22 protein-coding genes are annotated in these 23,847 nt (G+C 70.3%); 12 read left to right on the forward strand and 10 right to left on the reverse strand.

The window, feature by feature from the left end:
* Position 1 precedes the first annotated feature (1 nt).
* Positions 2-1,003 carry an NAD-dependent epimerase/dehydratase family protein gene (locus OG430_RS05690; protein ID WP_327351308.1) on the reverse strand — a complete coding sequence of 334 codons (1,002 nt, stop codon included), beginning with the start codon at positions 1,001-1,003 and terminating at the stop codon, positions 2-4.
* Between the two features lie 70 nt (positions 1,004-1,073).
* Here OG430_RS05690 and OG430_RS05695 point away from each other — a divergent pair, with 70 nt between their 5' ends.
* Positions 1,074-1,985 (forward strand): LysR family transcriptional regulator, encoded by a 912-nt coding sequence (locus OG430_RS05695; RefSeq protein WP_327351309.1) that lies wholly within the window; start codon positions 1,074-1,076, stop codon positions 1,983-1,985.
* A gap of 19 nt (positions 1,986-2,004) precedes the next feature.
* Here the strand turns inward: OG430_RS05695 and OG430_RS05700 are convergent, their stop codons facing one another.
* Positions 2,005-2,976, reverse strand: coding sequence for a MerR family transcriptional regulator (locus tag OG430_RS05700; protein ID WP_327351310.1), 972 nt, complete (start codon positions 2,974-2,976; stop codon positions 2,005-2,007).
* A gap of 161 nt (positions 2,977-3,137) precedes the next feature.
* Here OG430_RS05700 and OG430_RS05705 point away from each other — a divergent pair, with 161 nt between their 5' ends.
* Positions 3,138-3,569 (forward strand): SRPBCC domain-containing protein, encoded by a 432-nt coding sequence (locus OG430_RS05705; protein ID WP_327351311.1) that lies wholly within the window; start codon positions 3,138-3,140, stop codon positions 3,567-3,569.
* 26 nt (positions 3,570-3,595) lie between these two features.
* Here OG430_RS05705 and OG430_RS05710 read toward each other — a convergent pair whose 3' ends face one another.
* From OG430_RS05710 to OG430_RS05725, 4 genes are read right to left on the reverse strand one after another with little or no spacing between them, the layout of a single operon-like run.
* Complete coding sequence (locus tag OG430_RS05710) at positions 3,596-4,627, reverse strand: LacI family DNA-binding transcriptional regulator (protein WP_327351312.1); 1,032 nt, start codon at positions 4,625-4,627, stop codon at positions 3,596-3,598.
* Positions 4,624-5,556, reverse strand: coding sequence for a carbohydrate ABC transporter permease (locus OG430_RS05715; RefSeq protein WP_327351313.1), 933 nt, complete (start codon positions 5,554-5,556; stop codon positions 4,624-4,626). Before OG430_RS05715 ends, OG430_RS05710 begins: the two co-directional genes overlap by 4 nt.
* Positions 5,553-6,476 (reverse strand): carbohydrate ABC transporter permease, encoded by a 924-nt coding sequence (locus tag OG430_RS05720; RefSeq protein ID WP_327351314.1) that lies wholly within the window; start codon positions 6,474-6,476, stop codon positions 5,553-5,555. Before OG430_RS05720 ends, OG430_RS05715 begins: the two co-directional genes overlap by 4 nt.
* The gene (locus OG430_RS05725) at positions 6,473-7,819 is read right to left on the reverse strand and encodes an extracellular solute-binding protein (RefSeq protein ID WP_327351315.1); all 1,347 of its coding nucleotides are present in this window, start codon (positions 7,817-7,819) and stop codon (positions 6,473-6,475) included. Before OG430_RS05725 ends, OG430_RS05720 begins: the two co-directional genes overlap by 4 nt.
* Before the next feature lie 185 nt (positions 7,820-8,004).
* Between OG430_RS05725 and OG430_RS05730 the strand changes: the two genes are divergently transcribed.
* From OG430_RS05730 to OG430_RS05745, 4 genes are all read left to right on the forward strand, one after another.
* The gene (locus OG430_RS05730) at positions 8,005-10,074 is read left to right on the forward strand and encodes a beta-galactosidase (protein WP_327351316.1); all 2,070 of its coding nucleotides are present in this window, start codon (positions 8,005-8,007) and stop codon (positions 10,072-10,074) included.
* A 138-nt stretch (positions 10,075-10,212) separates the two neighbouring features.
* Positions 10,213-11,781 carry a glycoside hydrolase family 53 protein gene (locus OG430_RS05735; RefSeq protein WP_327351317.1) on the forward strand — a complete coding sequence of 523 codons (1,569 nt, stop codon included), beginning with the start codon at positions 10,213-10,215 and terminating at the stop codon, positions 11,779-11,781.
* A 52-nt stretch (positions 11,782-11,833) separates the two neighbouring features.
* Positions 11,834-12,787, forward strand: a complete 954-nt coding sequence (locus OG430_RS05740; protein WP_327351318.1) for an intradiol ring-cleavage dioxygenase — start codon at positions 11,834-11,836, stop codon at positions 12,785-12,787.
* Between the two features lie 3 nt (positions 12,788-12,790).
* Entirely contained in the window at positions 12,791-13,633 is an 843-nt protein-coding gene (locus OG430_RS05745) for a triphosphoribosyl-dephospho-CoA synthase (protein ID WP_327351319.1), read from the forward strand.
* Here the strand turns inward: OG430_RS05745 and OG430_RS05750 are convergent.
* The 4 genes from OG430_RS05750 to OG430_RS05765 form a co-directional block, all read right to left on the reverse strand.
* Positions 13,605-14,174 carry a TetR/AcrR family transcriptional regulator gene (locus OG430_RS05750; RefSeq protein WP_327351320.1) on the reverse strand — a complete coding sequence of 190 codons (570 nt, stop codon included), beginning with the start codon at positions 14,172-14,174 and terminating at the stop codon, positions 13,605-13,607. The genes OG430_RS05745 and OG430_RS05750 overlap by 29 nt on opposite strands.
* Positions 14,171-14,533, reverse strand: a complete 363-nt coding sequence (locus OG430_RS05755; RefSeq protein ID WP_327351321.1) for a DUF1304 domain-containing protein — start codon at positions 14,531-14,533, stop codon at positions 14,171-14,173. The genes OG430_RS05750 and OG430_RS05755 overlap by 4 nt, the downstream gene beginning before the upstream one ends.
* Before the next feature lie 88 nt (positions 14,534-14,621).
* Positions 14,622-15,464 carry an SMP-30/gluconolactonase/LRE family protein gene (locus OG430_RS05760; protein WP_327351322.1) on the reverse strand — a complete coding sequence of 281 codons (843 nt, stop codon included), beginning with the start codon at positions 15,462-15,464 and terminating at the stop codon, positions 14,622-14,624.
* Positions 15,461-16,237 carry an IclR family transcriptional regulator gene (locus tag OG430_RS05765; protein WP_327351323.1) on the reverse strand — a complete coding sequence of 259 codons (777 nt, stop codon included), beginning with the start codon at positions 16,235-16,237 and terminating at the stop codon, positions 15,461-15,463. Before OG430_RS05765 ends, OG430_RS05760 begins: the two co-directional genes overlap by 4 nt.
* Positions 16,238-16,485: 248 nt before the next feature.
* Between OG430_RS05765 and OG430_RS05770 the strand changes: the two genes are divergently transcribed.
* The 6 genes from OG430_RS05770 to mmsB all read left to right on the forward strand — a co-directional run bounded on the left by OG430_RS05770 (position 16,486) and on the right by mmsB (position 23,813).
* A complete protein-coding gene (locus tag OG430_RS05770) occupies positions 16,486-17,640 on the forward strand; it encodes a mandelate racemase/muconate lactonizing enzyme family protein (RefSeq protein WP_327351324.1) in 1,155 nt (384 codons plus the stop codon).
* Complete coding sequence (locus OG430_RS05775; RefSeq protein WP_327351325.1) at positions 17,637-18,659, forward strand: zinc-dependent alcohol dehydrogenase; 1,023 nt, start codon at positions 17,637-17,639, stop codon at positions 18,657-18,659. The genes OG430_RS05770 and OG430_RS05775 overlap by 4 nt, the downstream gene beginning before the upstream one ends.
* A gap of 171 nt (positions 18,660-18,830) precedes the next feature.
* Entirely contained in the window at positions 18,831-19,853 is a 1,023-nt protein-coding gene (locus tag OG430_RS05780; RefSeq protein WP_327351326.1) for a hypothetical protein, read from the forward strand.
* Between the two features lie 5 nt (positions 19,854-19,858).
* The gene (gene chvE, locus OG430_RS05785; RefSeq protein ID WP_327351327.1) at positions 19,859-20,971 is read left to right on the forward strand and encodes a multiple monosaccharide ABC transporter substrate-binding protein; all 1,113 of its coding nucleotides are present in this window, start codon (positions 19,859-19,861) and stop codon (positions 20,969-20,971) included.
* Positions 20,972-21,003: 32 nt separating this feature from the next.
* On the forward strand, positions 21,004-22,572 hold the full coding sequence (gene mmsA, locus OG430_RS05790; protein ID WP_327351328.1) for a multiple monosaccharide ABC transporter ATP-binding protein: 1,569 nt from the start codon (positions 21,004-21,006) through the stop codon (positions 22,570-22,572).
* Positions 22,569-23,813: a multiple monosaccharide ABC transporter permease gene (gene mmsB / locus OG430_RS05795; protein WP_327351329.1), complete on the forward strand. Its 1,245-nt coding sequence runs from the start codon at positions 22,569-22,571 to the stop codon at positions 23,811-23,813. The genes mmsA and mmsB overlap by 4 nt, the downstream gene beginning before the upstream one ends.
* Positions 23,814-23,847 lie beyond the last annotated feature (34 nt).

Raw genomic sequence — 23,847 nt, forward strand, 5'->3', positions numbered from 1 at the left:
TCTAGGCGAAGGCAGCGGTGAGCGCTTCATGTGCGGCGAGGGTCTCGTCGACCGCGCCGGGCAGCCAGTCGGCGGTGCGTGTGAAGCGGAAGCCCAGCTGTTCGGCGCGGGCATTGCTCATCGCGTAGAACCGGTCGAAGGAGAACGGCGAGGCGTCCGCGGCCACTTCGCGGTACACCGGCTCACGTCCGGTCCGCGCGGCGACGACGGCGCTGAAGTCGCGTACGTCCAGCAACCCGTGCGAGGCGGCGTTGACCGGTCCGGTGAAGTCGCCGAGCGCCGCCCACGCCAGCAGGTCGGCGATCTCGCGGTGGTGGATGAACACCGTCGGCGAGGCGGCGCCGCGATGGACGTCGATCGTCTCGCCGCGCAGGACGCGCCCCGCGTAGTGGTCGAGGCGGCCGGTGAACTCCTCGGCCCCGCCGCCCAGGACATGGGCGCTGCGCACCGACACGAACGGCAGCCCGCCGTGCTGCGTGAACACCGCCTCGGCCTGCCGCTTGCCCTCCGCGTAGTGGGCTTCCAGGTAGGCGGCGTCGTGCCAGGGCAGGGCGAGGTCGATCGGCCAGGCGGCCGGGTCCACTGTCGTCTCGCGCAGCGGTTCGCCCTCGGTCGCGTCGAGCCGATCCGTGGTCGCCGGGTCGTAGACCTCGATGGTGGAGGTCATGACGTAGCGGCCGGTGCGTCCCGCGAAGGCACGGGCGGCGATGGCGGCCTGTACCGGGGTGTAGCAGACCTGGTCGATGACGACGTCGAAGGTGCGGTCGCCCAGCGCCTCGGTCAGGGCCGCCTCGTCGTCGCGGTCGACGACGAGGTGCTCCACGCCGGGCGGCGGTGTGGTGGAGCCCCGGTTGATCACGGTGAGCCGGTGGCCCGCAGCCTGCAGTTGCCCGACCAGGCGCTTGCCGAAGTAGCGGCTGCCACCGATGACGCCGATGTTCAGTGCCTTGTTCTGCGCCTCGTTCTGCGCCTTGTTCAGTGCCTTGCTCAGTGCCTTGTTCATGGCCCCACCCTGACCGACTACGATCACCAGCGGAACTGGTGACCTGCTTCATGCGCATTAAGGAAAACTGTTGATCGATGTCCAGCGGCTGCGGATCCTGCGCGCCGTGGCGGAGCACGGCAGCTTCAACCGGGCCGCGACCGAGCTGCTGCTCACGCCCTCCGCCGTGTCGCAACAAGTGGCCGCGCTGGAGCGGGCGGTGGGCTCACCGGTCGTCGAGCGCAGCACGCGCGGCGTCGTCCTGACCGAGTCCGGCCGGATCATGGTGGAGGCCGCGGAGGCGGTGGCGGCCGAGCTGGCGCACGCCCAGGAGCGGATCGGTCGGCTCACGGCCGAGCGGCCCACGCTCACCGTCGCCACCTTCGGCAGCGGCGGGCGAGTGCTGCTGCCGGGGGCCCTCGCAAGGTTCGCCGGGCGCCATCCGGAGGTCGAGCTGCATCTGGTGGAGCGCGAGCCCGAGGACAGCCTGCCGATGGTCCGGCAGTCCGCCGCCGACCTGGCGGTCGCGTACCACTTCGACGGCCCGCTGCCCGTGCGGCCCGGCGACCGCTCGGGCCTGCAATGGACCCCGCTCATGGACGACCCGCTGTCCGTCGTCGTCCCCGAGGGCCACCGCCTGGCCGGGCAGACTTCGGTGGGCCTCGCCGAGCTGGCGGCCGAGCCCTGGGTGCTCGGCTGCCTCAAGACCGAGGCGTATCTGCGCCGTTACGCCGCCACCGCGGGCTTCGAGCCACGGGTGCGGGCGAGCACGACCGACTACTTCTTCGCCCGTTCCTTGGTCGCCGCGGGCGTCGGGGTCTCGCTCGTCCCGTCCGTGGCCCTGGCACCGGAGCTGCCGGAAGTGCGCACCGTACCGATCGAGCCGCCCCGGCCCGCCCGGTACATCGGCATCGCGACCGCACGCAGACGACGGCCGCAGCCGTACGCCGAGGCGCTGACCGAGGCGCTGCTTGAGCAGGCGGCGGCGGACGGCGTGGGCTGACTCAGCGCCGGGGTCGGGTTCAGGCGGGGTGGGAGCGGAGCCAGGACAGGACCTGCCGGGCGTGCTCGTTCGGCGGGAAGATCGGGTAGAAGGCGTGCTCGACGATCCCGTCCCGCACGATCAGCGTCAGCCGCTTGTACAGCGGCAGGCCGCCGGCGGTGAAGGTGGGCAGGTCCAGGGTCGCGGCGAGGCTCAGCTCCGGGTCGGAGAGCATCGCGAACGGCAGCCGGAGCCGGGCGGTGAGCTCCTGCTGATAGCCGGTGCCCTGACTGGACAGACCGAACACGCCCGTCGCCCCGGCGTCGAGCAGCTCCTGATGGTGGTCACGGAAGTCGCAGGCCTCGGTGGTGCAGCCACGCGCACCGGGGATGGCGTCCCAGCCCTCCGGCAGGTCGGTGTCGGGGCGGCCGGTGAGCGGATAGAGGTAGAGCACGGTACGGCCCGCGCCGAGCGCGTCGAGGCGGACCGTGTCACCCGCCGTACCGGGCAGGGCGATCCGGGGTGCGGGCAGGCCGGGCAGGTGGGCGGCCCCGCCGTCGTCCTCGGGGACGGGCAGGCCGGCGGGGAGCTGCGTGAGCGAGCTGCTTGCCGTCTCGGACATCTCGGGGCGCTCCTTGTCGTGCGGCGGCACGCCGCTGTTGCGGTACGCGGCCTGCTTCAGCTGCCGGGTGAGGGTGTCGCGGCGCTCCGTCAACGCCTCGATCCGCGTGGTGAGTTCGTCTATGGCCGTCCGGTATCCGGCCAGGGAGGCCGGGCAGTCGTCGCCGTGGGCGCTGCCTGCCGCGAGACATTCCAGGAACGGCTGGGTGCCCTCGACGGGGATGCCGAGCGCGCTGAGTGCCCGGATCTCGCGAACCAGGCGCACGTCGTGTTCGCCGTAGGCGCGGTAGCCGTTGGCCTGGCGCTCGGGCGTGATGAGGCCCAGCGTCTCGTAGTAGCGCACCGCCTTGGCCGTCGTGTCCGCACGCCGTGCCAGTTCGCCGATCTTCATGTCGTCCTCCCCTGCGGCAAAGCTAGACCTTGCCCCTGAGGACAAGGTCAAGGGGTGCCCACGGTGCGGACAAAACTGCTGGTCAACGCCGGGTGGGGCATGGCACTATGCGGCCTTCGCCTTCGACCGGGCACACCCCATCGAGATCCGAGGACCCACGCATGCGGAGCATTTCCACCACCGTCCGTATCGACGCCGACCCCGCCAGAGTCTGGGAGATCCTCACCGATCTCCCTGCCTACGCCGACTGGAATCCCTTCATCCGCGAGGCCGCCGGCGACCCGGCCGAGGGGGCCAGGCTGAACCTGCGCATGTTCCCGGCCAAGGGGCGCCCGATGACCTTCAAGCCGAAGGTACTGGCTGCAGCACCTGGTCAGGAGCTGGCCTGGATAGGGCACCTGCTCGTCCCGGGCATCTTCGACGGCACCCACCGATTCCGGCTCACCGCACTCGAGGACGGCGGCACCGAGCTGGTGCACAGCGAGGATTTCCGAGGGCTGCTCGTTCCCCTCTTCGGCAAGGTCATCGAGCGTTCGGTCGCCGACTTCGAGGCGCTCAACGAAGCGCTCAAGAAGCGGGCCGAAGGCGCCTGACGGCCCTCCGCCCGCTCCCCCTCGGCTCACGTCGACTCGCGCTGCACCAGCTCCGTCGGGAGTATCACCGCCGCCGGGTCCTCGCCGCCGATCTGGGCCAGCAGCACCCGGACCATCTCGGCGCTGATCCGGTCCCAGGGCTGACGGATGGTGGTGAGGCTCGGGTTCGCCGAGGTGGCCGCCGGCGAGTCGTCGAATCCGGCGACCGCGATGTCCTGCGGGACGCTGCGCCCGGCCCGCTGCAGTGCGGTGAGGACGCCCTGCGCCATCAGGTCGGAGGCGACGAACACCGCGTCCAGGTCCGGGGCCCCGGCGAGCAGCCGCTCGGCGGCGGCCTCACCGCTCGCGCGGCTGTAGTCGCCGGACACGACAAGGCTCTCGTCCACGTCGATGCCCGCCTCGGCAAGGACCTCCCGGTAGCCCGCGAGGCGTTCGACACCGCCGGGGGTGTCGAGCGGGCCGGTCACCGTGGCGATCCGGCGACGGCCGAGGGAGAGCAGGTGGCGGACCATGTCGCGGGCGCCGTCGCGGTCGTCCGCGGCGACGTAGCTCACCTTGGCGCTCTGCCCGATGGGTTTCCCGCACGCCACCAGCGGCACCCCGGCCTCGTGCAGCTCGGCAGCGACCTGGTCGCCGGAGTGGCTGGACACCAGGAGGACGCCGTCCACGTGGCCCGCCGAGATGTAGCGCGTGATCCGGCGCCGCTCGTCGGGCGTGCCCGCGATCATCAGGAGCAGCGGAATGTCGTGGGCGGCGAGGGCCTGCGTACAACCACGCAGCAGGACATTGAAGTTGGGGTCCTCGAAGAACCGCTCCTGCGGCTCGGTGAGCAGGAACCCCACCGAGTCGGACCGGCCGGTGATCAGCGACCGGGCGTGCCGGTTCACGACGTACCCGGTCTTGCGGATGGCCGCGTCGACCGCCTGCTGCGCGGCCGGGCTGACGTAGTGCCCGCCGTTGAGCACGCGCGACACCGTGCCCCGCGAGACGCCGGCCTCGCGGGCCACGTCGTGGATCGTCGGCGGCTTGCGCCGTCCCCCGGTAGTGCTCATGGTCACGACTTTACGGCTCCTGACAGCAGATCCAGGCTCCAGAAGCGCTGGATGACGAGGAACAGCGCGATCAGCGGGACGACCGCGAGGAGTGCGCCGGTGATGACGAGGGTGTACAACGCCGGGGTGTTGGAGCCCTGTTCGAGCAGGGTGAACAGGCCGAGCGTGATCGGGAACTTCTCGTCGTCGCTGAGCATGATGTACGGCAGCAGGAAGTTGTTCCAGATGGCCACGAACTGGAAGAGGAAGACGGTCACCAGACCCGGGACCATCATCGGCAGCGCGACGCGGAGGAAGATCCGCCATTCGCTCGCGCCGTCCATCCGGCCGGCCTCCACCACGTCGGCGGGGACGGCGGCGGCAGCGTAGATGCGTGCCAGATAGACGCCGTACGGGGAGAGGATCAGCGGCAGCAGGACCGAGGCGTAGGAGTCCGTCAAGTCGGCCTTGGCCAGGAGCAGATACTGCGGGACGGCGAGAATCACCGGGGGCATGAGGACGCCGGCCATGAGGACGTTGAAGACGGTCTCGCGGCCGCGGAAGCGGTAGATCGCGAGGGCGTAGCCGCTGATCGCGGAGACGGCGGTGGAGAGCAGGGCTCCGATGCCCGCGTAGAAGGCGGAGTTGGCCATCCACTGCCAGTAGACGCCGTCGCGGTAGGCGGAGAGGTCCTTGACGTTCTGGGTGAAGCCGGTGCCGGGCCAGAACGTGAAGGTGGAGAAGAGTTCGCTGCCGGACTTGGTGGCGGCGATCACCACCCACAGCACGGGCAGCAGGCAGTACAGGGCGCCGAGCAGGAGTGCGGCGGTCGGGACGAGGGCGATGCGGCGGCGCAGGGGCGGGCCCTGGGCTGTGCCGGGGGTGGTGCCTGCGGCCGGGGCGGACTTTCGTGTGGCGGATGCGCTGGGCGAGACCGGCGCATGAGGCGCGCTCATCGGGCATTCCCTTGTCTGGTACGGGAGTTCGCGGCGCGCAGGAACCCGAAGGACGCGGCGAGTGTGACGACGGCGATGAGGACGGCCTCGGCGGCCGCGGAGTAGAGGTCGCCCTTGCCGAAGGCGTCCTGGTACACCTTCATCAGCGGACTCCAGGTGGTGGACACGGAGTTGGTGAGGGGCTTGAGGGTGGTGGGCTCGCTGAACACCTGGAGCGTCGCGATGATCGAGAAGAAGAAGGTCAGCACCAGGGAGGGTGCGACCATCGGGATCTTGATCCGAAGGGCGATCTGCAGGGGTGAGCAGCCGTCCAGTTTGGCCGCCTCGTAGACCTCGGCGGGGATGGCCCGCAGTGAGGTGTAGATGACGATCATGTTGAAGCCGGTGCCGCCCCAGACCGCGATGTTGGACAGGGCGAGGTAGAGGGGTCCGCCGTCGAGCAGGTCCGGTTGGGGCATGCCCAGCTTGTCCAGGACGTAGTAGAAGGGGCTGACGTCCGGGAGGTAGAGGAAACCCCAGAGCAGCGCCGCGACGACGCCCGGGATGGCGTACGGCAGGAAGATCGCGAGCCGGGTGAACGGGGCGAGGCGGACCCGCTCGGTGTCGAGGAGCAGCGCGAAGAGCAGGGCGAGGCCGAGCATCACGGGGATGACGATCGCGCCGTAGCCGAGGACGCGCAGGGCGCCGGCCAGGAGTTCGGATTCGGTGAGGGCGTCGGCGTAGTTCGTGAGGCCGGCCCAGACTTCGCTGCGGGCGCCCTTGCCGAGGCCGAGGCCCTTGACCTCGACCTTGTGCAGGCTGAGCCAGAGCGCGTAGCCGATGGGCAGGACGAAGAAGAGGGCGAAGAGGATGCCCGCGGGGAGGAGGAAGCCGTACGGGGCGCCCTTGGCCCCGTACGACTGCCGGCGTGCCTTGGTCACTCCGCGACCTCGAAGCCCTGCTTCTTGAGGTCGGCGACGGTCTCGTCCTGCATCTTGGTCAGGGCGGCGCCGAAGTCCGACTTGTCCTTGGCGGCGACGCCGAAGGCGTCCCTGAAGGTGGTGTAGGCGACGTTCACGTTCGGGCCCCACGCGGAGGGTGCGGTGTTCTTCGCGATGCCCGCGGCGGTGGTGTAGAAGTCCGGCTGGTTGGCGAAATAGGCCGGAGGCTGCGCGAGTGCGCCGCTGGTCTGGGCGGCGGTGGCGGCGGGGTAGATGCCGCCCTCCTTGACCAGGGCGGCCAGCGCCTTCGGGTCGGTGTTCAGCCAGGCGGCGAACTTCGCGGCGGCCGCCTGGTGCTTGGAGTCGGTGGTGACGGCGGTGGAGGAGCCGCCCCAGTTGCCGGTGACGTCGTCGCCCGCGCTCCACTGCGGCAGCGGGGCCATGGCCCACTTGCCCTTGGTGTCCGGGGCGCCGGTGGTGAGGGTGCCGGGGGCCCAGACCGCGCTGACCCAGGCGATCTGCTTGCCGGTGTTGAGGGCCTTGTTCCAGGCCGGCGTGTACATGGGCTGGTTGTCGATGGCGCCCTCCTCGACGAGCCCGCCCCAGAAGTCGGCGACCTTCCGGGTGGCCGCGTCGTCGATGCCGACCTTCCACTTGTCGCCCGAGGTGGTCCACCACTTGGCGCCGGCCTGCTGGGCGAGGCCCGCGAAGAGGCCGGAGTCGTTGGCGGAGAACGTGGTGAGGTCCCTGTCGGGGGCCTTCTCCTTCAGGGTTCGGGCGGTTCGGGCGAACTCGTCCCAGGTCTTCGGGACCTGCAGGCCGTACTTCTTGAAGAGGTCGGCGCGGTAGTAGAACATCATCGGCCCGGAATCCTGCGGGATGCCGTACACCGCGTCGGTGCCCAGGGTGGTCTGTTGCCAGACGCCGTCGGCGAACTTGCCCTTTGCGTCGCCCACTTCGCCGGATATGTCGGCGAGGGCGTCATTGCTGACGAGGGTCGGCACGGCCTGGTACTCGGCCTGGACCAGGTCCGGCGCCTTGTGGGCCTTGTGTGCGGTGAGGATCTTGGTGACCAGGGTGTCGCCGGACGCCTGCTTCTTGAAGGTGACCGAGATCTGGTCCTTCTTGCCCGGACCGTCGTTCCACAGGTCCACGACCTTGTCCATGCCGGGCGTCCAGCTCCAGTACGTCAGCGACACCGGGCCCGATTCCGCCTCGCCGTCGTCGGACGAACCGCAGGCGGTGAGGGCGGTTGCGCCGAGGGCTGCGGCAGCGGCGACGGCCACGAGGCGGTGCGGCAGCACGTGCGACTTGGACCTGACGGGCGCGGATCTGTGTGGCATGGATCAATCTCCCCTGAGCTGGGCCTCCGCTCTGCCGCGGAGGCCTGCCATGCTTCTGTGAGCGTTCACAGTAGAGAAACATCCAGGACACTTGTCAATGGTTGTTGCTGTGCGGTTATGTTGGGCTCACACCGCTGATGATGTGTGTGCACGTTCCCAAATGATCGAACTTCCGGGAGAGATCCATGCCGTTGACCCCCGAGGCCGCCCCTCTCACGGGCACTCCCACGGGCACTCCCCTGGGCACCCCCTTGGGCCTGCCGCGGCTCGCCTTCGGCGGGGACTACAACCCCGAGCAGTGGCCCGAGTCGGTCTGGGCCGAGGACGTGCGGCTGATGCGCGAGGCCGGCGTGACGATGGTGAGCGTCGGGATCTTCTCCTGGGCGCTGCTCGAACCCGCCCCGGGCGTCCACGAGTTCGGCTGGCTCGACCGGCTCCTCGAGTTGCTGCACGAGAACGGCATCCGCGTCGACCTGGCCACTCCCACGGTCGCGCCGCCCGCCTGGTTCTACCGCGAGCACCCCGAGGCGCTGCCCGTCACCGCCGACGGCGTGCGCCACGAGTTCGGCTCACGCGGCGCCATCTGCCACAGCAGTCCGGCCTATCGGGCGGCCGCGGCCGACATCACCACGCGGCTCGCCGAGCGGTACGCCGCCCACCCGGCGCTCGCGCTGTGGCACGTGCACAACGAGTACGGCGTCCCCGTCTCGGCCTGCTACTGCGACACCTGCGCCGCCCACTTCCGCCGCTGGCTGGCGGCGACGTACGAGACGGTCGACGGCGTCAACGAGGCCTGGGGAACGGCCTTCTGGGGCCAGCGGTACGCGGACCTGGAGCAGATCAACCCACCCCGGCTGACCCCGACCGTGGGCAATCCGGCGCAGGAGCTCGACTACCGGCGCTTCGCCGACGCCACGATGCGCGAGAACTTCGTGGCCGAGCGGGACATCCTGCACCGCCTGTCCCCCGGCATACCGGTGACCACCAACTTCATGACCGCGCTGAGCCAGTGCGACACCGTCGACTACTGGGCGTGGGGGCGCGAGGTCGACCTCGTCTCCAACGACCACTACCTGATCACCGACGGCCGTCGTACGCACGTCAATCTGGCCATGACCGCCGACCTCACCCGCTCGGTGGCGGGCGGCGCCCCCTGGCTGCTCATGGAGCACGCCACCTCGGGCGTGAGCTGGCAGCCCCGCAACCCGGCCAAGGCGCCGGGCGAGATGGCCCGAAACTCCCTGGCCCATGTGGCGCGCGGCTCGGACGGCGCGATGTTCTTCCAGTGGCGGCAGTCGCGGCGCGGCGCGGAGAAGTTCCACTCGGCGATGCTGCCGCACGCGGGCACCGAGTCGCGGGTGTGGCGCGAGGTGGTCGAACTCGGCGCTGCCGTCGACTCGTTGAGCACGCTCAAGGGGACCCGGACGGTGGCCGATGTCGCCGTGCTGTGGGACTGGCAGTCGTGGTGGGCGCAGAGCCTGCAGTGGCGGCCGAGCGAGGACCATGACGCGCGCGAGCGCGCAGACAGCTTCTACGAGGCCCTGTACGACCGCCACTTGACGGTCGACTTCGCCCACCCGGAGGCCGATCTGTCGGCTTATCCCCTTGTCGTCGTGCCCGCCCTGTACCTGATGACCCAGGCCGCGGGCGACAACCTGCGCGCCTATGTCGAGCAGGGCGGCACGCTCGTCGTCTCCTACTTCTCCGGCATCGTCGACGAGCACGACGCCGTGCATCCCGGCGCGTATCCGGGACCGCTGCGCGACGTACTCGGCCTGACCGTCGAGGAGTTCTCGCCGTTGCTCGCCGGGCAGCAGGTGCGGGTCACTGCCGTCGACGGTTCGGCGCTGGTCGGCGACGTATGGACGGAGTTCGTGGTGCCGCGCGGGGCCGAGACCGTGTGGACGTACGCCGACGGGCCCGCCGCCGGACTGCCGGCCGTCACGCGCAACCGGCTCGGCGAGGGCTCCGCCTGGTACGTCTCCACCCGGCTCGGCGCCGGCGACCTCGACGCCCTGCTCGGCCCGGCCTGCGAGGACGCCGGGATCGCGCCGCGTGCCGAGCTGCCGCGCGATGTCGAAGTGGTGCGCCGCAGCGGCGAGTCGGGCACGTATCTGTTCACGGTCAATCACACCGCCGCCGAGGTGAAGGTGCCGGTGGACGCACCCGGCACCGAGCTGCTCACCGGCGAGCGTGCCGCGGGGCGCCTCGCCGTGCCCGCGGGCGCCGTGCGGGTCGTACGCCTCGACGGCTGATACCCGCTCAAGACTCCGGCCGGATTCCATGGGGGAACTCCCGGCCGGTGAAGGCGGCGCCGTGTTCGAGCCCTCGGGCGCGGCGCCGCCGCATGTCCGTACCCCATTCCCGTCCGCCTTCGTCGAAGGGACACGACGATGCTTCCTGCGAGACACGCTCTACGGGCCGCGCTGATACCGCTGTTGGCGGGCCTGGCACTGACCGCCCTGCCCGCCGCCCCGGCCCACGCCGCCGCCACGCCCGGCAACGGCGGCTTCGAGTCGGACGCCACCGGCACCACGACGCCGGCCGGCTGGTCGACGTACTCCGCCGGTGGTCAGAACGCCGCCTCCTTCACCGAGTCCGGTGGGCACGGGGGCAGTTACCGGCTCAGCCACTGGTCGTCCTCGGCCTACAAGGTGGAGACCTATCAGTACCTGTCCGGTCTCACCAACGGCACGTACACGCTGACGGCCTGGGTGCGTTCGGGCGGCGGTCAGAACGCCGCGTACCTGGCGCTGAAGGACTGCGGCAGCGCAGAGCAGCGCACCGATCTGCCGGTCTCCAGCAGCGGCTGGGTCCGCATCGTGACCTCGGTCGCGGTGACGAACAACCAGTGCACGATCAGCATCAACTCCGATGCGAATGCGGGCAATTGGCTGAACGTGGACGACCTGACCTTCACCCCGGGTTCGACCGGCCTGTCCATCAAGGGCTCCGACGTCTCGTCACTCGCCAAGAGCGAAGCCAAGGGCGGCGTCTACCGGAGCAGTTCCGGTACGAGCGCTGACGCGCTCGGCATCCTGAAGTCCGCCGGACAGAACTACGCCCGCCTCAAGGTGTGGGTGAACCCCGCCGACGGCTACAACAACAAGGCGCGCGTCCTGGCGATGGCCAAGCGCGTCAAGGCGCAGGGCATGAAGCTCCTGGTCGACTTCCACTACTCCGACACCTGGGCCGACCCGGGCGCCCAGTCCAAGCCCGCAGCCTGGGCCGGACACTCGTACAGCCAGCTCAAGACCGACGTCTACCACCACACCTACGACGTGCTGAGCGCCCTCAAGGCCCAGGGCACCACCGCCGACATGGTGCAGGTCGGCAATGAGATCAACGGCGGGATGCTCTGGTCCGAGGGCTCCACCGACAACTGGCCGCAGCTCGCCGGGCTGCTCAACTCCGGCTACGGCGCGGTCAAGGCGGTCAGCTCCGGCACCCCCGTGGCGCTGCACCTCGCCAAGGGCGGCGACCTGGCGGGTACCCGCTGGTGGTTCGACGGCGCGGTCGCGAACGGCGTGAAGTTCGATGTGATCGGGCTGTCCTTCTACGGGTACTGGCACGGTTCGCTCGCCGACTTCCAGACCACCCTGGACGACGCGGCGGCCCGCTACGGCAAGCCGGTCTTCGTCGCGGAGACGGCGTACCCGTTCCGGCTCGACAGCGAGGACTCGCACGAGAACATCATCAATCTCCCCGGTGAGCTGGTGTCCGGCTACCCGGCCTCGACGGCCGGGCAGACGAAATGGATGAAGGACATGGCGAGCATCGTGGAGGCCGTCCCCAACGGCCGCGGGCTCGGCCTCTTCTACTGGGAGTCGACCTGGACCGCGGTCCCCGGCAACGGCTGGGACCCGTCGGATCCGGCGTCGGGGAACGGCTGGGAGAACCAGGCGCTGTTCGGGTACGACGACAAGGCGCTGCCCGCGATGAGCTGGTTCAGCCACAGGTGAACGACAGGCTGCGGCCAGCGTCTGCCAAGATCCGTTCCCTAGCGTCTCGTTCATGACAGCAGAACACGCGGACAACAGGGTGAGCAGGCGTCGGGCGCTGGCCATCGGCGGTGGTGCCGTGGCGGGTGCGGGTGCGGTCGCCGCGGTCGGCTTCCACGCCTTCGCGACCGATTCCGGCACCACCGAGGGCACCACCGCTGCTGCCGCCGACTCCGAGAGCTCGGCGGCCGCCGGGCAGTGCGTGCTGATGGCCGGCGTCACCGAGGGGCCGTACTACCTGGACGACGCGCTCGTCCGCAAGGACATCACCGAGGGCAAGGCGGGCGTCCCGCTGGACCTGGAGATCACCGTGCAGGACACCACGGAGTCCTGCAGTCCGGTGAAGGGCGCCGCGGTGGAGATCTGGCACTGCGACGCCTGGGGCTACTACTCCGGCTACACCACGGCCAATCCGGGCGGCAGCGCACCGGCGGAGAGCGAGGACGGCTCCACCGCGAACGACAAGACGTACCTGCGCGGCTACCAGGTCGCGGGCGGCAACGGCGTCGTCAGGTTCAGGACGATCTTCCCCGGCTGGTACACGCCGCGCACCTGCCACATCCATGTGAAGGTGCACACCGGCGGTGAGAAGTCGGACGGCACGTACGAGGGCGGCAAGGTCAACTTCACCGGGCAGCTGTTCTTCGACGACGACGTCGCACAGTCGGTCTTCGAGATCGAGCCGTACGCGCAGCACACCGGCAGCTGGACCAGGCTCGCGGACGACATGGTGTACGACGGCAAGGGGGCGGCGAGCGGTCTGCTGACCCTCGCGGCGGTCAACAAGAACAAGCCGGAGAAGGGGTACCGGGGCACGATCGTCCTCGGCATCGATCCGGACGCCGAGAGCACCGGCGCGGGCGGTGGAGCGGGCGGTGGAGGTGAGCCTCCGGCCGGCGGTGAAGGCGGTGAGCCGCCGAGCGGGGCCCCGACCGGCGGGGCGCCCACCGCATCAGCGTCCTCCTAGCCCGTGCACCGCGAGGACGAGGCCCTGGCGCGGGCCGCGGTGGACGCGTTGGTGGCCCACGCCGAGCTGACGCCCAAGCCGGGCCTGCCGGACACCCGCGAACCGGACTTCGGCGCGCTGCGCTGGTCGGCCGGCGCACTCGCCCCCGGCTTCGCGGCGATGGCGGCCGCCGCCCGCCGCACCGGAACACCCACCCGCACCCTCCGCGAGGAGCTCGGCGCGATCGGCCGCTCGGCGGAGCGGTGCATGGCGCGAGCGGCGGGCGGCGGCTCCCCGCACCACGGCGCGGTCTTCGCGCTGGGCCTGCTGGTGGCGGCCGCCGCCCTGGAGCCCGGCACCTCGCCGGCCGAGTTGCCGGCGGTGGCCGGGCGGATCGCGGCCTTCCCCGACCGGCGGGCGCCCCGCGTTCCCTCGGCGGGGGCGTCGGTCGCCTCGCGGTTCGGGGCGGCGGGGGCCCGGGGCGAGGCCAAGGCCGGATTTCCGCATGTGCGCCGGGCGTTGACGGCGCTGGGCACGGCCCGGCGGGCGGGTGGACGCGAGCCGGAGGCCCGGCTGATCGCGCTGCTCACCGTGATGAGCACCCTGCAGGACACCGGCCCGCTGCACACGTCCGGTCCGCCGGGCCTGCGGGCGGTCCAGGCGGGGGCCAGGGAGGTGCTGGACGCGTGTGGCGTCGTGACCGACCGGGACGACGGGCAACTGCGCGCCTTCGACGCGTCGTTGCGCGAGCAGCGGCTGCGCCCCAGAGGCAGTGGCCAGCTACTGGCAGGGGCGCTGTTTCTGGACGGCCTGCGATCCGGAGCGGTCGCGCCGGCCGTCACTTCAAGGGGGTGCGGTGCAAGGTGACGAGCAGCCGCCAGACCTGGTGCGCGATCTGGTCGGCGCTCGCGGCGATGAGTCCGTGCAGCCAGTCGGCCAGCACTCCGGCGAAGGTGGCGGCCACGGCGGAGGCGATCAGTTCGGGCTCGGGGGCTCCGGCCAGACTGCGCTCTTCGTGGCTGCGCGCGCGCAGATCCTGATGGAGCACGCGGCCGAGCGGGCCGCCACCGCCGGGGCGCAGGAGCTCCCGGTAGAGCGCGGCATGCGGGGTGAGTCCTTCGAAGAAGGCGAGCAGAGCGGGCGGCGGAGAGGCGGGGTCGGGGGCGCCCCGCCAGGCGTGCAGCGCGTCCACGGCGTCACGGACCACATCGGCGCAGGCGTCGACGGCCAGCGCCTCCATGTCGGCGTAGTGGAGGTAGAACGTGGCCCGGCCGACCCCGGCCCGGCGGGCCAGCGCGGCCACGCCGAGCTCCGCCAGCGGGCGCCGCGCGCCCTCCTCCAGGAGCGCCCGCCGCAGCTTGGCCCGGGTGCGGACCGACCGTGGATCTCCTTGGTCGGCGGCCGTCATCCGGCCACCAGGACCGCGGCGAGGGCCAGCGCTCCGGGCAGCGCCTGGGCGAACAGGATGCGCCGGTTCGCCGTGATGCCGCCGTACAGACCGGCGACGAGGACACAGGCGAGGAAGAAGACCTGGACCCGGAAGCCCGTCGGGTCGTCGGCGATCAGGCCCCAGACCAGCCCGGCGGACAGGAAGCCGTTGTAGAGGCCCTGGTTCGCGGCCAGCGGCGCGGTGGCCTTCGCCATGGGTGCGTCGAAGCCGGAGAGTCCCCGGCCCGGCTTCTTCTCCCACAGGAACATCTCGAGGACCAGGATGTACGCGTGCAGGGCGGCCACGAGGCCGACCAGGATGTTCGCCGTCGTCTGCATCGTGGCCTTCGTTCACTCGTACTTGATGGACAGGTGTCCAGGATACATGGACACCTGTCCATCAAGTACGTCGCGCGCGGGAGGCACGTCACCCCGCGAAGGCCGTCCCCCGCACGCCGAGGCCCGCGTCCGGCACCACCAGGACCGAGCCCGACAGCGGGTGCGGACTGTCCAGGCCCGTGCGGGCGGTGGTGATGTACAGGTCACGCAGCGCGGGGCCGCCGAAAGTGCAGGCCGTGGGGCGGCGCACGGGCAGGTCGAGGACGCGGTCCAGCGTCCCGGACGGGGTGTAGCGGCGTACCTGCGCGCCGTCCCAGAGGGCGACCCATACGCAGCCGTCGGCGTCGACGGTGAGTCCGTCGGGGTAGCCCGCGCCCGGCTCGATGGTGGCCAACGGGCGGCGGTCGAGCGGGAGTTGGCCCTCCGTGCGGCAGACGTCGATGCGGCGGGTGGGGCTGTCGACGTAGTACATCAGGGTCCCGTCGGGGCTCCAGCCGATGCCGTTGCTGACGGACACCTCGCCGAAGACCTCGGTCCCGGTGCCGTCCGGGGCGAAGCGCGTCAGGTTTCCGCCGCCCGGGCCCTCGTCGTAGCGCATGGTGCCCGCCCACAGGGCGCCGTCGGGGGCGATCGCCGCGTCGTTGCCCCGGCGGCCCGGGACCGGGTCGCGCGCCAGCCAGGAGAAGGCGAGGTCGGCGTCGTACAGGCCGATGCCGTCGCGCAGGTTGACCACCAGGCCGCCGCCCGCGCGGGGCTTGGCGGCGCCGACGTGCTGCTCGGTGGCGAGGACCGTACGGCGGCCGCTCGACGGATCGTACGTGTGGACACGGGAGTTGAGGATGTCCACCCAGAGGAGGCGGCCGGCCGTCGCGTCCCAGGTCGGACCCTCGCCCAGTGCCGCGCTCTCGCGGACCGCGACGTCGGGTCTCATCGGCCGCCGCCGCGGTGACCGAGGCGCAGGGAGAGGTCGCGGGCTCCCTTGGCGGCCAGTTCGGCGAGCTCGGCCTCGCGCTCCTCGTTCCAGCGGATCATGGGTACGGAGATGGACAGGGCCGCGACGACCCGTCCCGCGCTGTCGCGCACGGGGGCGGCGACACAGCTGACGTCCGGGTTGGACTCGCGGTGCTCATGGGCGATGCCGCGCTCGCGGATCTCGGTGAGGGCGGATCGCAGAGCGTCGTGGTCGGTGATGCTGTTGTGCGTCATCGCGACCAGTTCGCCCTCCTCATCAAGGCGGGCGTCCAGTTCGTCGGCGGGCAGCGAGGCGAGCAGCATCTTGCCCACGGAGGTGCAGTGCGCGGGCAGTCTGCGGCCGGCGGCCGAGACCATGCGGACCGCGTGGATGGAGTCGACCTTGGCGATGTAGATGACGTCCAGGTCCTCGAGTATCGCCACGTGCACCGTCTCGTCGCAGGTCTCGGCGACCTCACGGGCGACCTGCTGCCCCTCCGCGGCGAGGTCGAGCTGCTCCGCGTACCGGCTGCCGAGCTGGTACGTGCGCACGCCGAGGCGGAAGCGGCCGGGCTGTTCGGGAACCTGCACCAGGTAGGAGCGGGCCGCCAGTGTGGTGACGAGTTCGTGCACCGTGGTGCGGGGCAGCCCGAGCTTGCGGGTGATGTCCGGGGCGGAGAGCGTGCCGTCGCCTTCCAGGAACAGTTCCATTACATCCAGCGCCCTGGTCACCGCGGGGACGAGACGCCCCATGGCCACCACCCCCCTCGCGTTCGAAACTCCGGTCAATGGCCGGTATGACGAACACAGGCTAGACACAGCCGGGTTCACCAGGCAATGCCCCTGCGCACACTCGGCCGCTCCCGCGCCCATGGTCCTGCGGAATCGAGCAGTGCGCGACCCATTGACACCCCTGGCTGTGCCTGAATACGGTCACGCCAACATTTCGAACGCATGACGAAATCTCGAACAGACCCTACGGACACTCAGGGGCAACTGCCGTGCGCATCACGGGAATCACTACTCATGTCGTCGGGACGCCCTGGCGCAACCTCACCTACGTACTCGTCCACACCGACGAAGGCCTCACCGGCGTCGGCGAGACCCGCATGCTCGGCCGCACCGACGCGCTCATCGGCTATCTCCGCGAGGCCGAGGCCAACCACCTCGCGGGCTCCGATCCGTTCGCGGTCGAGGATCTCGTGCGCCGCATGAAGTACGGCGACTACGGGCGGGCCGGCGAGATCGTCATGTCCGGCATCGCCGTCATCGAGATGGCCTGCTGGGACATCAAGGGCAAGGCGCTCGGCGTACCGGTGTGGCAGCTGCTCGGCGGCAAGGTCACCGACAAGGTCAAGGCGTACGCGAACGGCTGGTACACCACCGAACGCACCCCGGAGGCCTACCACAAGGCCGCCCAGGAGGTCGTGGCGCGCGGCTACCGGGCACTGAAGATCGACCCGTTCGGGACCGGGCACTTCGAGCTCGACCACGAACAGAGCCTGTACGCCGTCTCGTTGATCGAGGCGGTACGGGACGCGATCGGGCCGGACGCCGAGCTGATGCTGGAGATGCACGGCCGGTTCAGCCCGTCGACGGCCGTCCGGCTCGCGCGTGAGCTGGCGCCGTTCAAGCCGGCGTGGCTGGAGGAGCCGGTGCCGCCGGAGAACCTGAAGGCACTGGAGAAGGTGGCGGCGAAGGTCGACATCCCGGTCGCCACCGGCGAGCGGATCCATGACCGGATCGAGTTCCGCGAGCTCTTCGAGTCGCAGGCGGCCGACATCATCCAGCCCGACCTCGGGCACATCGGCGGCATCCTGGAGACCCGCAAGCTGGCGGCGACCGCCGAGACGCACTACATGCTGGTCGCCCCGCACAACGTGGGCGGCTCGGTACTCACGGCGGCCTCGCTCCAACTGGCCGCCTGCACACCGAACTTCAAGATCCTGGAGCACTTCAACGACTTCGCGGACGCGGAGATCAAGAAGGTCGTGAAGGGCGCCCCCCAGGTGGACCCGGAGACGGGCTGCTTCGAGATCTCGCACGCCCCGGGACTCGGGGTCGAGCTGGATGTCGACGCCGCGGCCGAATTCCCGCAGCAGAAGGCCCGGTTCGACCTGTGGGCCGAGGGCTGGGAGCAAAGGGCCCCGAAGTGAGCACCGCCCGAGGCCGCAGCCTGGTCATCGAGAGTCCAGGCCAACACCGCCTCGTCCAGCGCGAGATACCGGTCCCCGGGCCCGGCGAGGTTCTGGTACGGGTGGCCGCTGCCGGGATCTGCATGAGCGACCGCGAGGTGTACGACGGGCATCGCGACGCCGCGTACGTCCGCTACCCGGTGGTCCCCGGCCATGAGTGGTCCGGCACCGTCGAGGCGGTCGGCGCCGGGGTGGATCCGGCCCTGGTGGGGCGCAGGACGGTGGCCGAGGGGTTCCGCGCCTGCGGGGTGTGCGAGCGGTGCCGGTGCGGGGAGACCAGCCTGTGCACCGGCGGCTACGCGGAGACCGGGTTCACCGAGCCGGGCGCCTTCGCCGACCATCTCACCGTCCCCGCCCGCCTGTTGCACCCCCTGGACGACGACGCCGATCTGCGGGCCGCCGCTCTTCTTGAACCCTCCGCGGTGATCGCCGCCGCGATGCGGGCCGCCCGGCCCCGGCCCGGCGAGCGGATCGCGGTGGTCGGCGCGGGCACCCTCGGGCTGCTCGCGGTGCAACTCCTCTCCGCCGCCTCGCCCGCCGAGCTCGCGGTGATCGACCCGCGGGTGGCGCGCGGGGAGCAGGCACTGGGGTTCGGGGCGAGCGAGTGCCACTCGCCCGAGGAGGCGGAGGCGCTGCACGGGCGGTTCGACCTCGTGGTGGAGACCGCGGGGGCGCCGTCCACGGCGGCCTCGTCCTGTCTGCTCGCGCGCAGGGGCGGACGGGTCGTGCTCACCGGGATGTTCACGCCCGGCGCGATCGGCATCGATCCGGTGCATCTGTCGCTGAGCCAGCTGGAGATCCGCAGCGTCTTCGGTGCTTCGTCCGCGGCCTGGTCGGACGCCGTGCGCGCCTTCGGCCTGGGCCTGCTCGACCCCGCGCCGCTGATCACCCATGAGTTCCCGCTGGAGCGCTTCGGCGAGGCCATCGCCCTGGTGGGCGGCGGCGATCCCAAGACCGGCAAGGTTCTGCTGCGCCCCTAGACGCTCCCATGCCGGAGATCTTCCCGGCCCCCTCCCCATACGTACGGCGGTACGCCGCCTCCTGACCGCGCGTACCGCCGTACACCCAAAGAACTGAACGCCCCGAGCACTGAACGACTTGCACCCCAAGATCCGAACGTCGTCCGAAATCTCGAACAATCTGGGAGTCCCGTGACCGCCCCGTCAGCCCCCCGCCGCCCCGGCGGCGAAGCACTCGCCCGCATCGGCCACCCCGCTCCCCCGCTCGTACCGGCCGACGCCTCACCCCACACCTTCCCCGACGGCGGCACCTGGCGCACCGAGATCCCCTCGGTGGAGGGCCCCGAGGCCCTGGCCGTCGTCCTCAAGGAGAGCGCCCGCCTCGATCTGCCCGTGCACCGGGTCAGCCAGGGCAGCGGCGTCTGGATGCTCACCGACGACGAGATCACCGAGATGCGGGAGTCCTGCGCCGAGCGGGACATCGAGCTCTGCCTGTTCACCGGGCCGCGCGGCACCTGGGACATCGGCGGCTCCACCCGCAGCGACTCCGGCGGCGCCGGGCTGCGCGCCCGCGGGCACGACGCGCTCGCCGGCTGCGTCGAAGACGCCCTGCGGGCAACGGAGTTGGGGGTGCGCTGTCTGCTCGTCGCCGACGAGGGCGTGCTGTGGACGCTGCACCGGCTGCGCGTCGCGGGCCTGTTGCCGGCCGGCACCACGCTGAAGCTGTCCGCGCTGACCGGCCCGGTCAACCCGGCCGCGTACGCCGTGTACGAACAGCTCGGCGCCGACTCGCTCAACGTGCCGTCCGATCTGACCCTGGACCACCTCAGCGAGATCCGCCGGGTCAGCCGCGCCCCCATGGACATGTACGTCGAGGCGCCCGACGACCTCGGCGGCTACGTCCGCATGTACGAGGTGGCCGAGCTGATCCGGCGCGGGGCGCCGATCTACCTGAAGTTCGGGCTGAGCAAGTCGCCCGGCATCTACCCGTACGGCGCCCATCTGCGCGACCACACCCTGGCCACCGCCCGCGAACGCGTCCGGCGCGGCCGTCTCGTCCTCGATCTCCTGGCCCGGCACGGCGCGGACGGCGGCATGTCGCCGCTCGGCTCGCGACTGCCGGGCGAGCTCCGGCGCTTCCCCACTCCTGCATCCACTCCTGCATCCACGCCTGCACCCACGCCTGCCCCCGCTTCCCACACCGACAAGGACTGATGATCATGCGCACTCGCAGAGCCGCACTCTCCGCCATCGCCGCGGCCGCCTCCCTCGCCCTGACCCTCTCCGCCTGCGGGCAGTCCGGCGAGGGCGGCAGCAAGGAGGACAAGAAGGACACCAAGGGGTCCACGGTCGGCATCGCCATGCCCACCAAGTCCTCCGAGCGCTGGATCGCCGACGGCGCCAACGTGGTCAGGGAGCTCGAGGCCGCCGGGTACAAGACGAAGCTGGTCTACGGCGAGGACGACCCCGACACCCAGGTCACCCAGATCGAAGGCATGATCACGCAGGGCGTGAGCGCCCTGGTCGTCGCCGCCATCGACAACAAGTCCCTGGACAACGTGCTGCAGCAGGCCGCCGAAGCCGACATCCCGGTGATCTCCTACGACCGGCTCATCCTGGGCACCGAGAACGTCGACTACTACGCCTCGTTCGACAACGAGAAGGTCGGCACCCTCCAGGGCAACTACATCGTCGAGAAACTCGGGTTGAAGGACGGCAGCAAGAAGGGTCCGTTCAACATCGAGCTGTTCGCGGGCTCCAACGACGACAACAACACCAAGTACTTCTTCTCCGGCGCGATGAAGGTGCTGCAGCCCTACATCGACAAGAAGCAGCTCGTCGTGAAGTCCGGGCAGAGCAAGCTCAACCAGGTCACCACGTTGCGCTGGGACGGCGGCACCGCGCAGAAGCGCATGGACGACCTGCTGACGTCGACGTACGGCAAGGAGCGCGTCGACGCGGTGCTCTCGCCGTACGACGGCATCTCGATCGGCATCCTGTCGGCGCTGAAGTCCGACGACTACGGCTCCAAGAACAAGCCGCTGCCGATCGTCACGGGCCAGGACGCCGAGGTCGCCTCGGTGAAGTCGATCGCGGCGGACGAACAGACACAGACCGTGTTCAAGGACATCCGGCTGCTCGCCAAGTCGGCGGCCGGCATGGTCGACGCCGCCCTCAAGGGCAAGAAGCCGGAGATCAACGACACCAAGACGTACGACAACGGCGCCAAGGTCGTCCCGGCCTTCCTGCTCGAGCCGGTGAACGTCGACAAGAGCAACTACAAGAAGGAGCTCGTCGACTCCGGCTACCTCAAGGCCGACGACCTCAACTAGCCCTCGCCCACCAAGGATTGGAAGGCACGACCATGGCGGGACCCGTCCTGGAAATGCGCTCGATCGTGAAGACCTTTCCCGGCGTGAAGGCGCTCTCGGACGTCTCCCTGACCGTCCGTCCGGGCGAGGTCCACGCCATCTGCGGGGAGAACGGCGCCGGAAAGTCGACCTTGATGAAGGTCCTCTCCGGCGTCCACCCGCACGGAACGTACGACGGGGAGATCCTCTTCGAGGGCCTGCCCTGTCACTTCAAGGACATCCGGGCGAGCGAGCAGCACGGCATCGTGATCATCCACCAGGAGCTGGCCCTGGTGCCGTACCTGTCGATAGCGGAGAACATCTTCCTCGGCAACGAGCACGCGACGCGCGGGTTCATCAGCTGGCACGAGACCCTCAAGCACGCAAGCCGGCTGCTGCGCCGGGTCGGTCTCGACGAGAATCCGGGGACCCGCGTCGCGGACATCGGCGTGGGCAAGCAGCAGCTCGTGGAGATCGCCAAGGCGCTGTCGAAGCAGGTGAAGCTGCTGATCCTCGACGAGCCGACGGCGGCCCTGAACGACGAGGACAGCGGCAAACTCCTCGATCTCATCGGGGAGTTGAAGACACAAGGCATTACCTCGATCATCATCTCCCACAAGCTCAACGAGATCGAGCAGATCGCGGACTCGGTGACGATCCTGCGCGACGGCCGCTCCATCGAGACCCTGGATGTGAAGTCCGCGGAGACCACCGAGGAGCGGATCATCAACGGCATGGTCGGCCGCGACCTCGACCACCGCTTCCCCGAACGCACCCCGCACCAGCCGGAGGCGGGCGCGGCACCGGCCCTGGAGATCCGCGACTGGACCGTGCACCACCCCATCGACCAGCAGCGCAAGGTCGTGGACTCGGTGTCCCTTTCCGTGCGGCGCGGCGAGATCGTCGGCATCGCGGGCCTGATGGGCGCGGGCCGCACCGAGCTCGCGATGAGCGTCTTCGGGCGGACGTACGGCCGTTACGCGGGCGGCACGGTCCTCAAGGACGGCAAGGCGATCCGCACCAAGACCGTCCCGGAGGCGGTCGGCCACGGGATCGCGTACGTCACCGAGGACCGCAAGCACTACGGCCTCAACCTCATCGACACCATCGGCCGCAACATCTCGCTCAGCGCCCTGCACAAGGTCGCCCGGCGCGGCATCGTCGACGAGCACGAGGAGCGCCAAGTCGCCGAGGACTACCGCAAGTCCATGAACATCAAGGCGCCCACCGTCTTCGAGCCGGTCGGCAAGCTGTCCGGCGGCAACCAGCAGAAGGTCGTCCTCAGCAAGTGGATCTTCGCGGGTCCGGACGTGCTGATCCTGGACGAGCCGACCCGCGGCATCGACGTGGGGGCCAAGTACGAGATCTACACCGTCATCGACAAGCTGGCCGCCGAGGGCAAGGCGGTCGTCTTCATCTCCTCCGAGCTGCCGGAGCTGCTCGGGATGTGCGACCGCATCTACACGATGGCCGCCGGCCGGCTGACCGGCGAGTTCCCGCGGGCCGAGGCCACGCAGGAAGCGCTGATGCGCCAGATGACCAAGGACAAGAACGGCACGAGGGACAAGAAGGAACCGCGATGAGCGCCGATGTGACCGCCAAGACCCCGGCCCCCGCCCCACCCGGCAAGAGCGAACAGGCAGCCGGGAGCGGCCTGTTGGCGCTGATGCTCGCCGGGCTGCGCCGCAACATGCGCCAGTACGGCATGCTGATCGCGCTCGGATTGATCGTCGCCCTGTTCGCCGCGTGGACCGGCGGCGACCTGCTGCTGCCGCGCAACGTGTCCAACCTGGTGCTGCAGAACAGCTACATCCTGATCCTCGCGATCGGCATGATGCTCGTCATCATCGCGGGCCACATCGACCTGTCGGTCGGCTCGCTCACCGCGTTCGTCGGCGCGGTGGCCGCCGTGCTGATGGTCGACCACGACATGCCGTGGCCGCTCGCCGCGCTGCTGATGCTGGGGCTCGGGGCGGCCGCGGGGGCGATGCAGGGATTCTTCATCGCGTATCTCGGCATACCGTCCTTCATCGTCACCCTCGCCGGGATGCTGCTCTTCCGCGGCCTCACCGAGATCTTCCTGGAGGGCCAGACGGTCGGCCCGTTCCCCAAGGGCATGCAGAAGGTCGCCAACGGCTTCCTGCCCGAGACGGGCCCGGAGACCAACTACCACAACCTGACCCTGCTGCTCGGCTTCGCCCTGATCGCGTTCGTGGTGCTGCAGGAGGTCCGCGACCGCAGGCGGCAGCAGGAGTTCGCGCTCGACGTGCCGCCGGCCAAGCTGTTCGCCCTCAAGCTGGTGGCGCTGGTCGCCGCGATCCTCACCGTCACACTGCTGCTCGCCAGTTACAAGGGCGCGCCGGTGGTCCTGCTGATCCTCGGCGTGCTCGTCGTCGGGTTCGGCTATGTGATGCGCAACGCCGTCATCGGCCGCCATGTGTACGCGATCGGCGGCAACCTTCCCGCGGCCAAGCTCTCCGGCGTACGGGACAAGAAGGTCACCTTCCTGGTCTTCCTCAACATGGGCATGCTCGCGGCCCTGGCGGGCCTGGTCTTCGCGGCCCGCTTCAACGCGGCCTCGCCCAAGGCCGGCGTGAACTTCGAACTCGAGGCGATCGCCGCGTCGTTCATCGGCGGCGCGTCGATGAGCGGCGGCGTCGGCACGGTCCTCGGCGCCATCATCGGCGGCCTGGTCCTGGGCGTGCTGAACAACGGAATGAACCTCGTCGGCGTCGGCAGCGACTGGCAGCAGGTCATCAAGGGCCTGGTGCTGCTCGCCGCGGTCGGGTTCGACGTGTGGAACAAGCGCAAGGTCGGTTCATAGCCCCTGCGTACGCCCCATCCGTCCCGTACTCAAC

Source organism: Streptomyces sp. NBC_01304, assembly GCF_035975855.1.
In the GTDB taxonomy this organism is placed as follows: domain Bacteria; phylum Actinomycetota; class Actinomycetes; order Streptomycetales; family Streptomycetaceae; genus Streptomyces.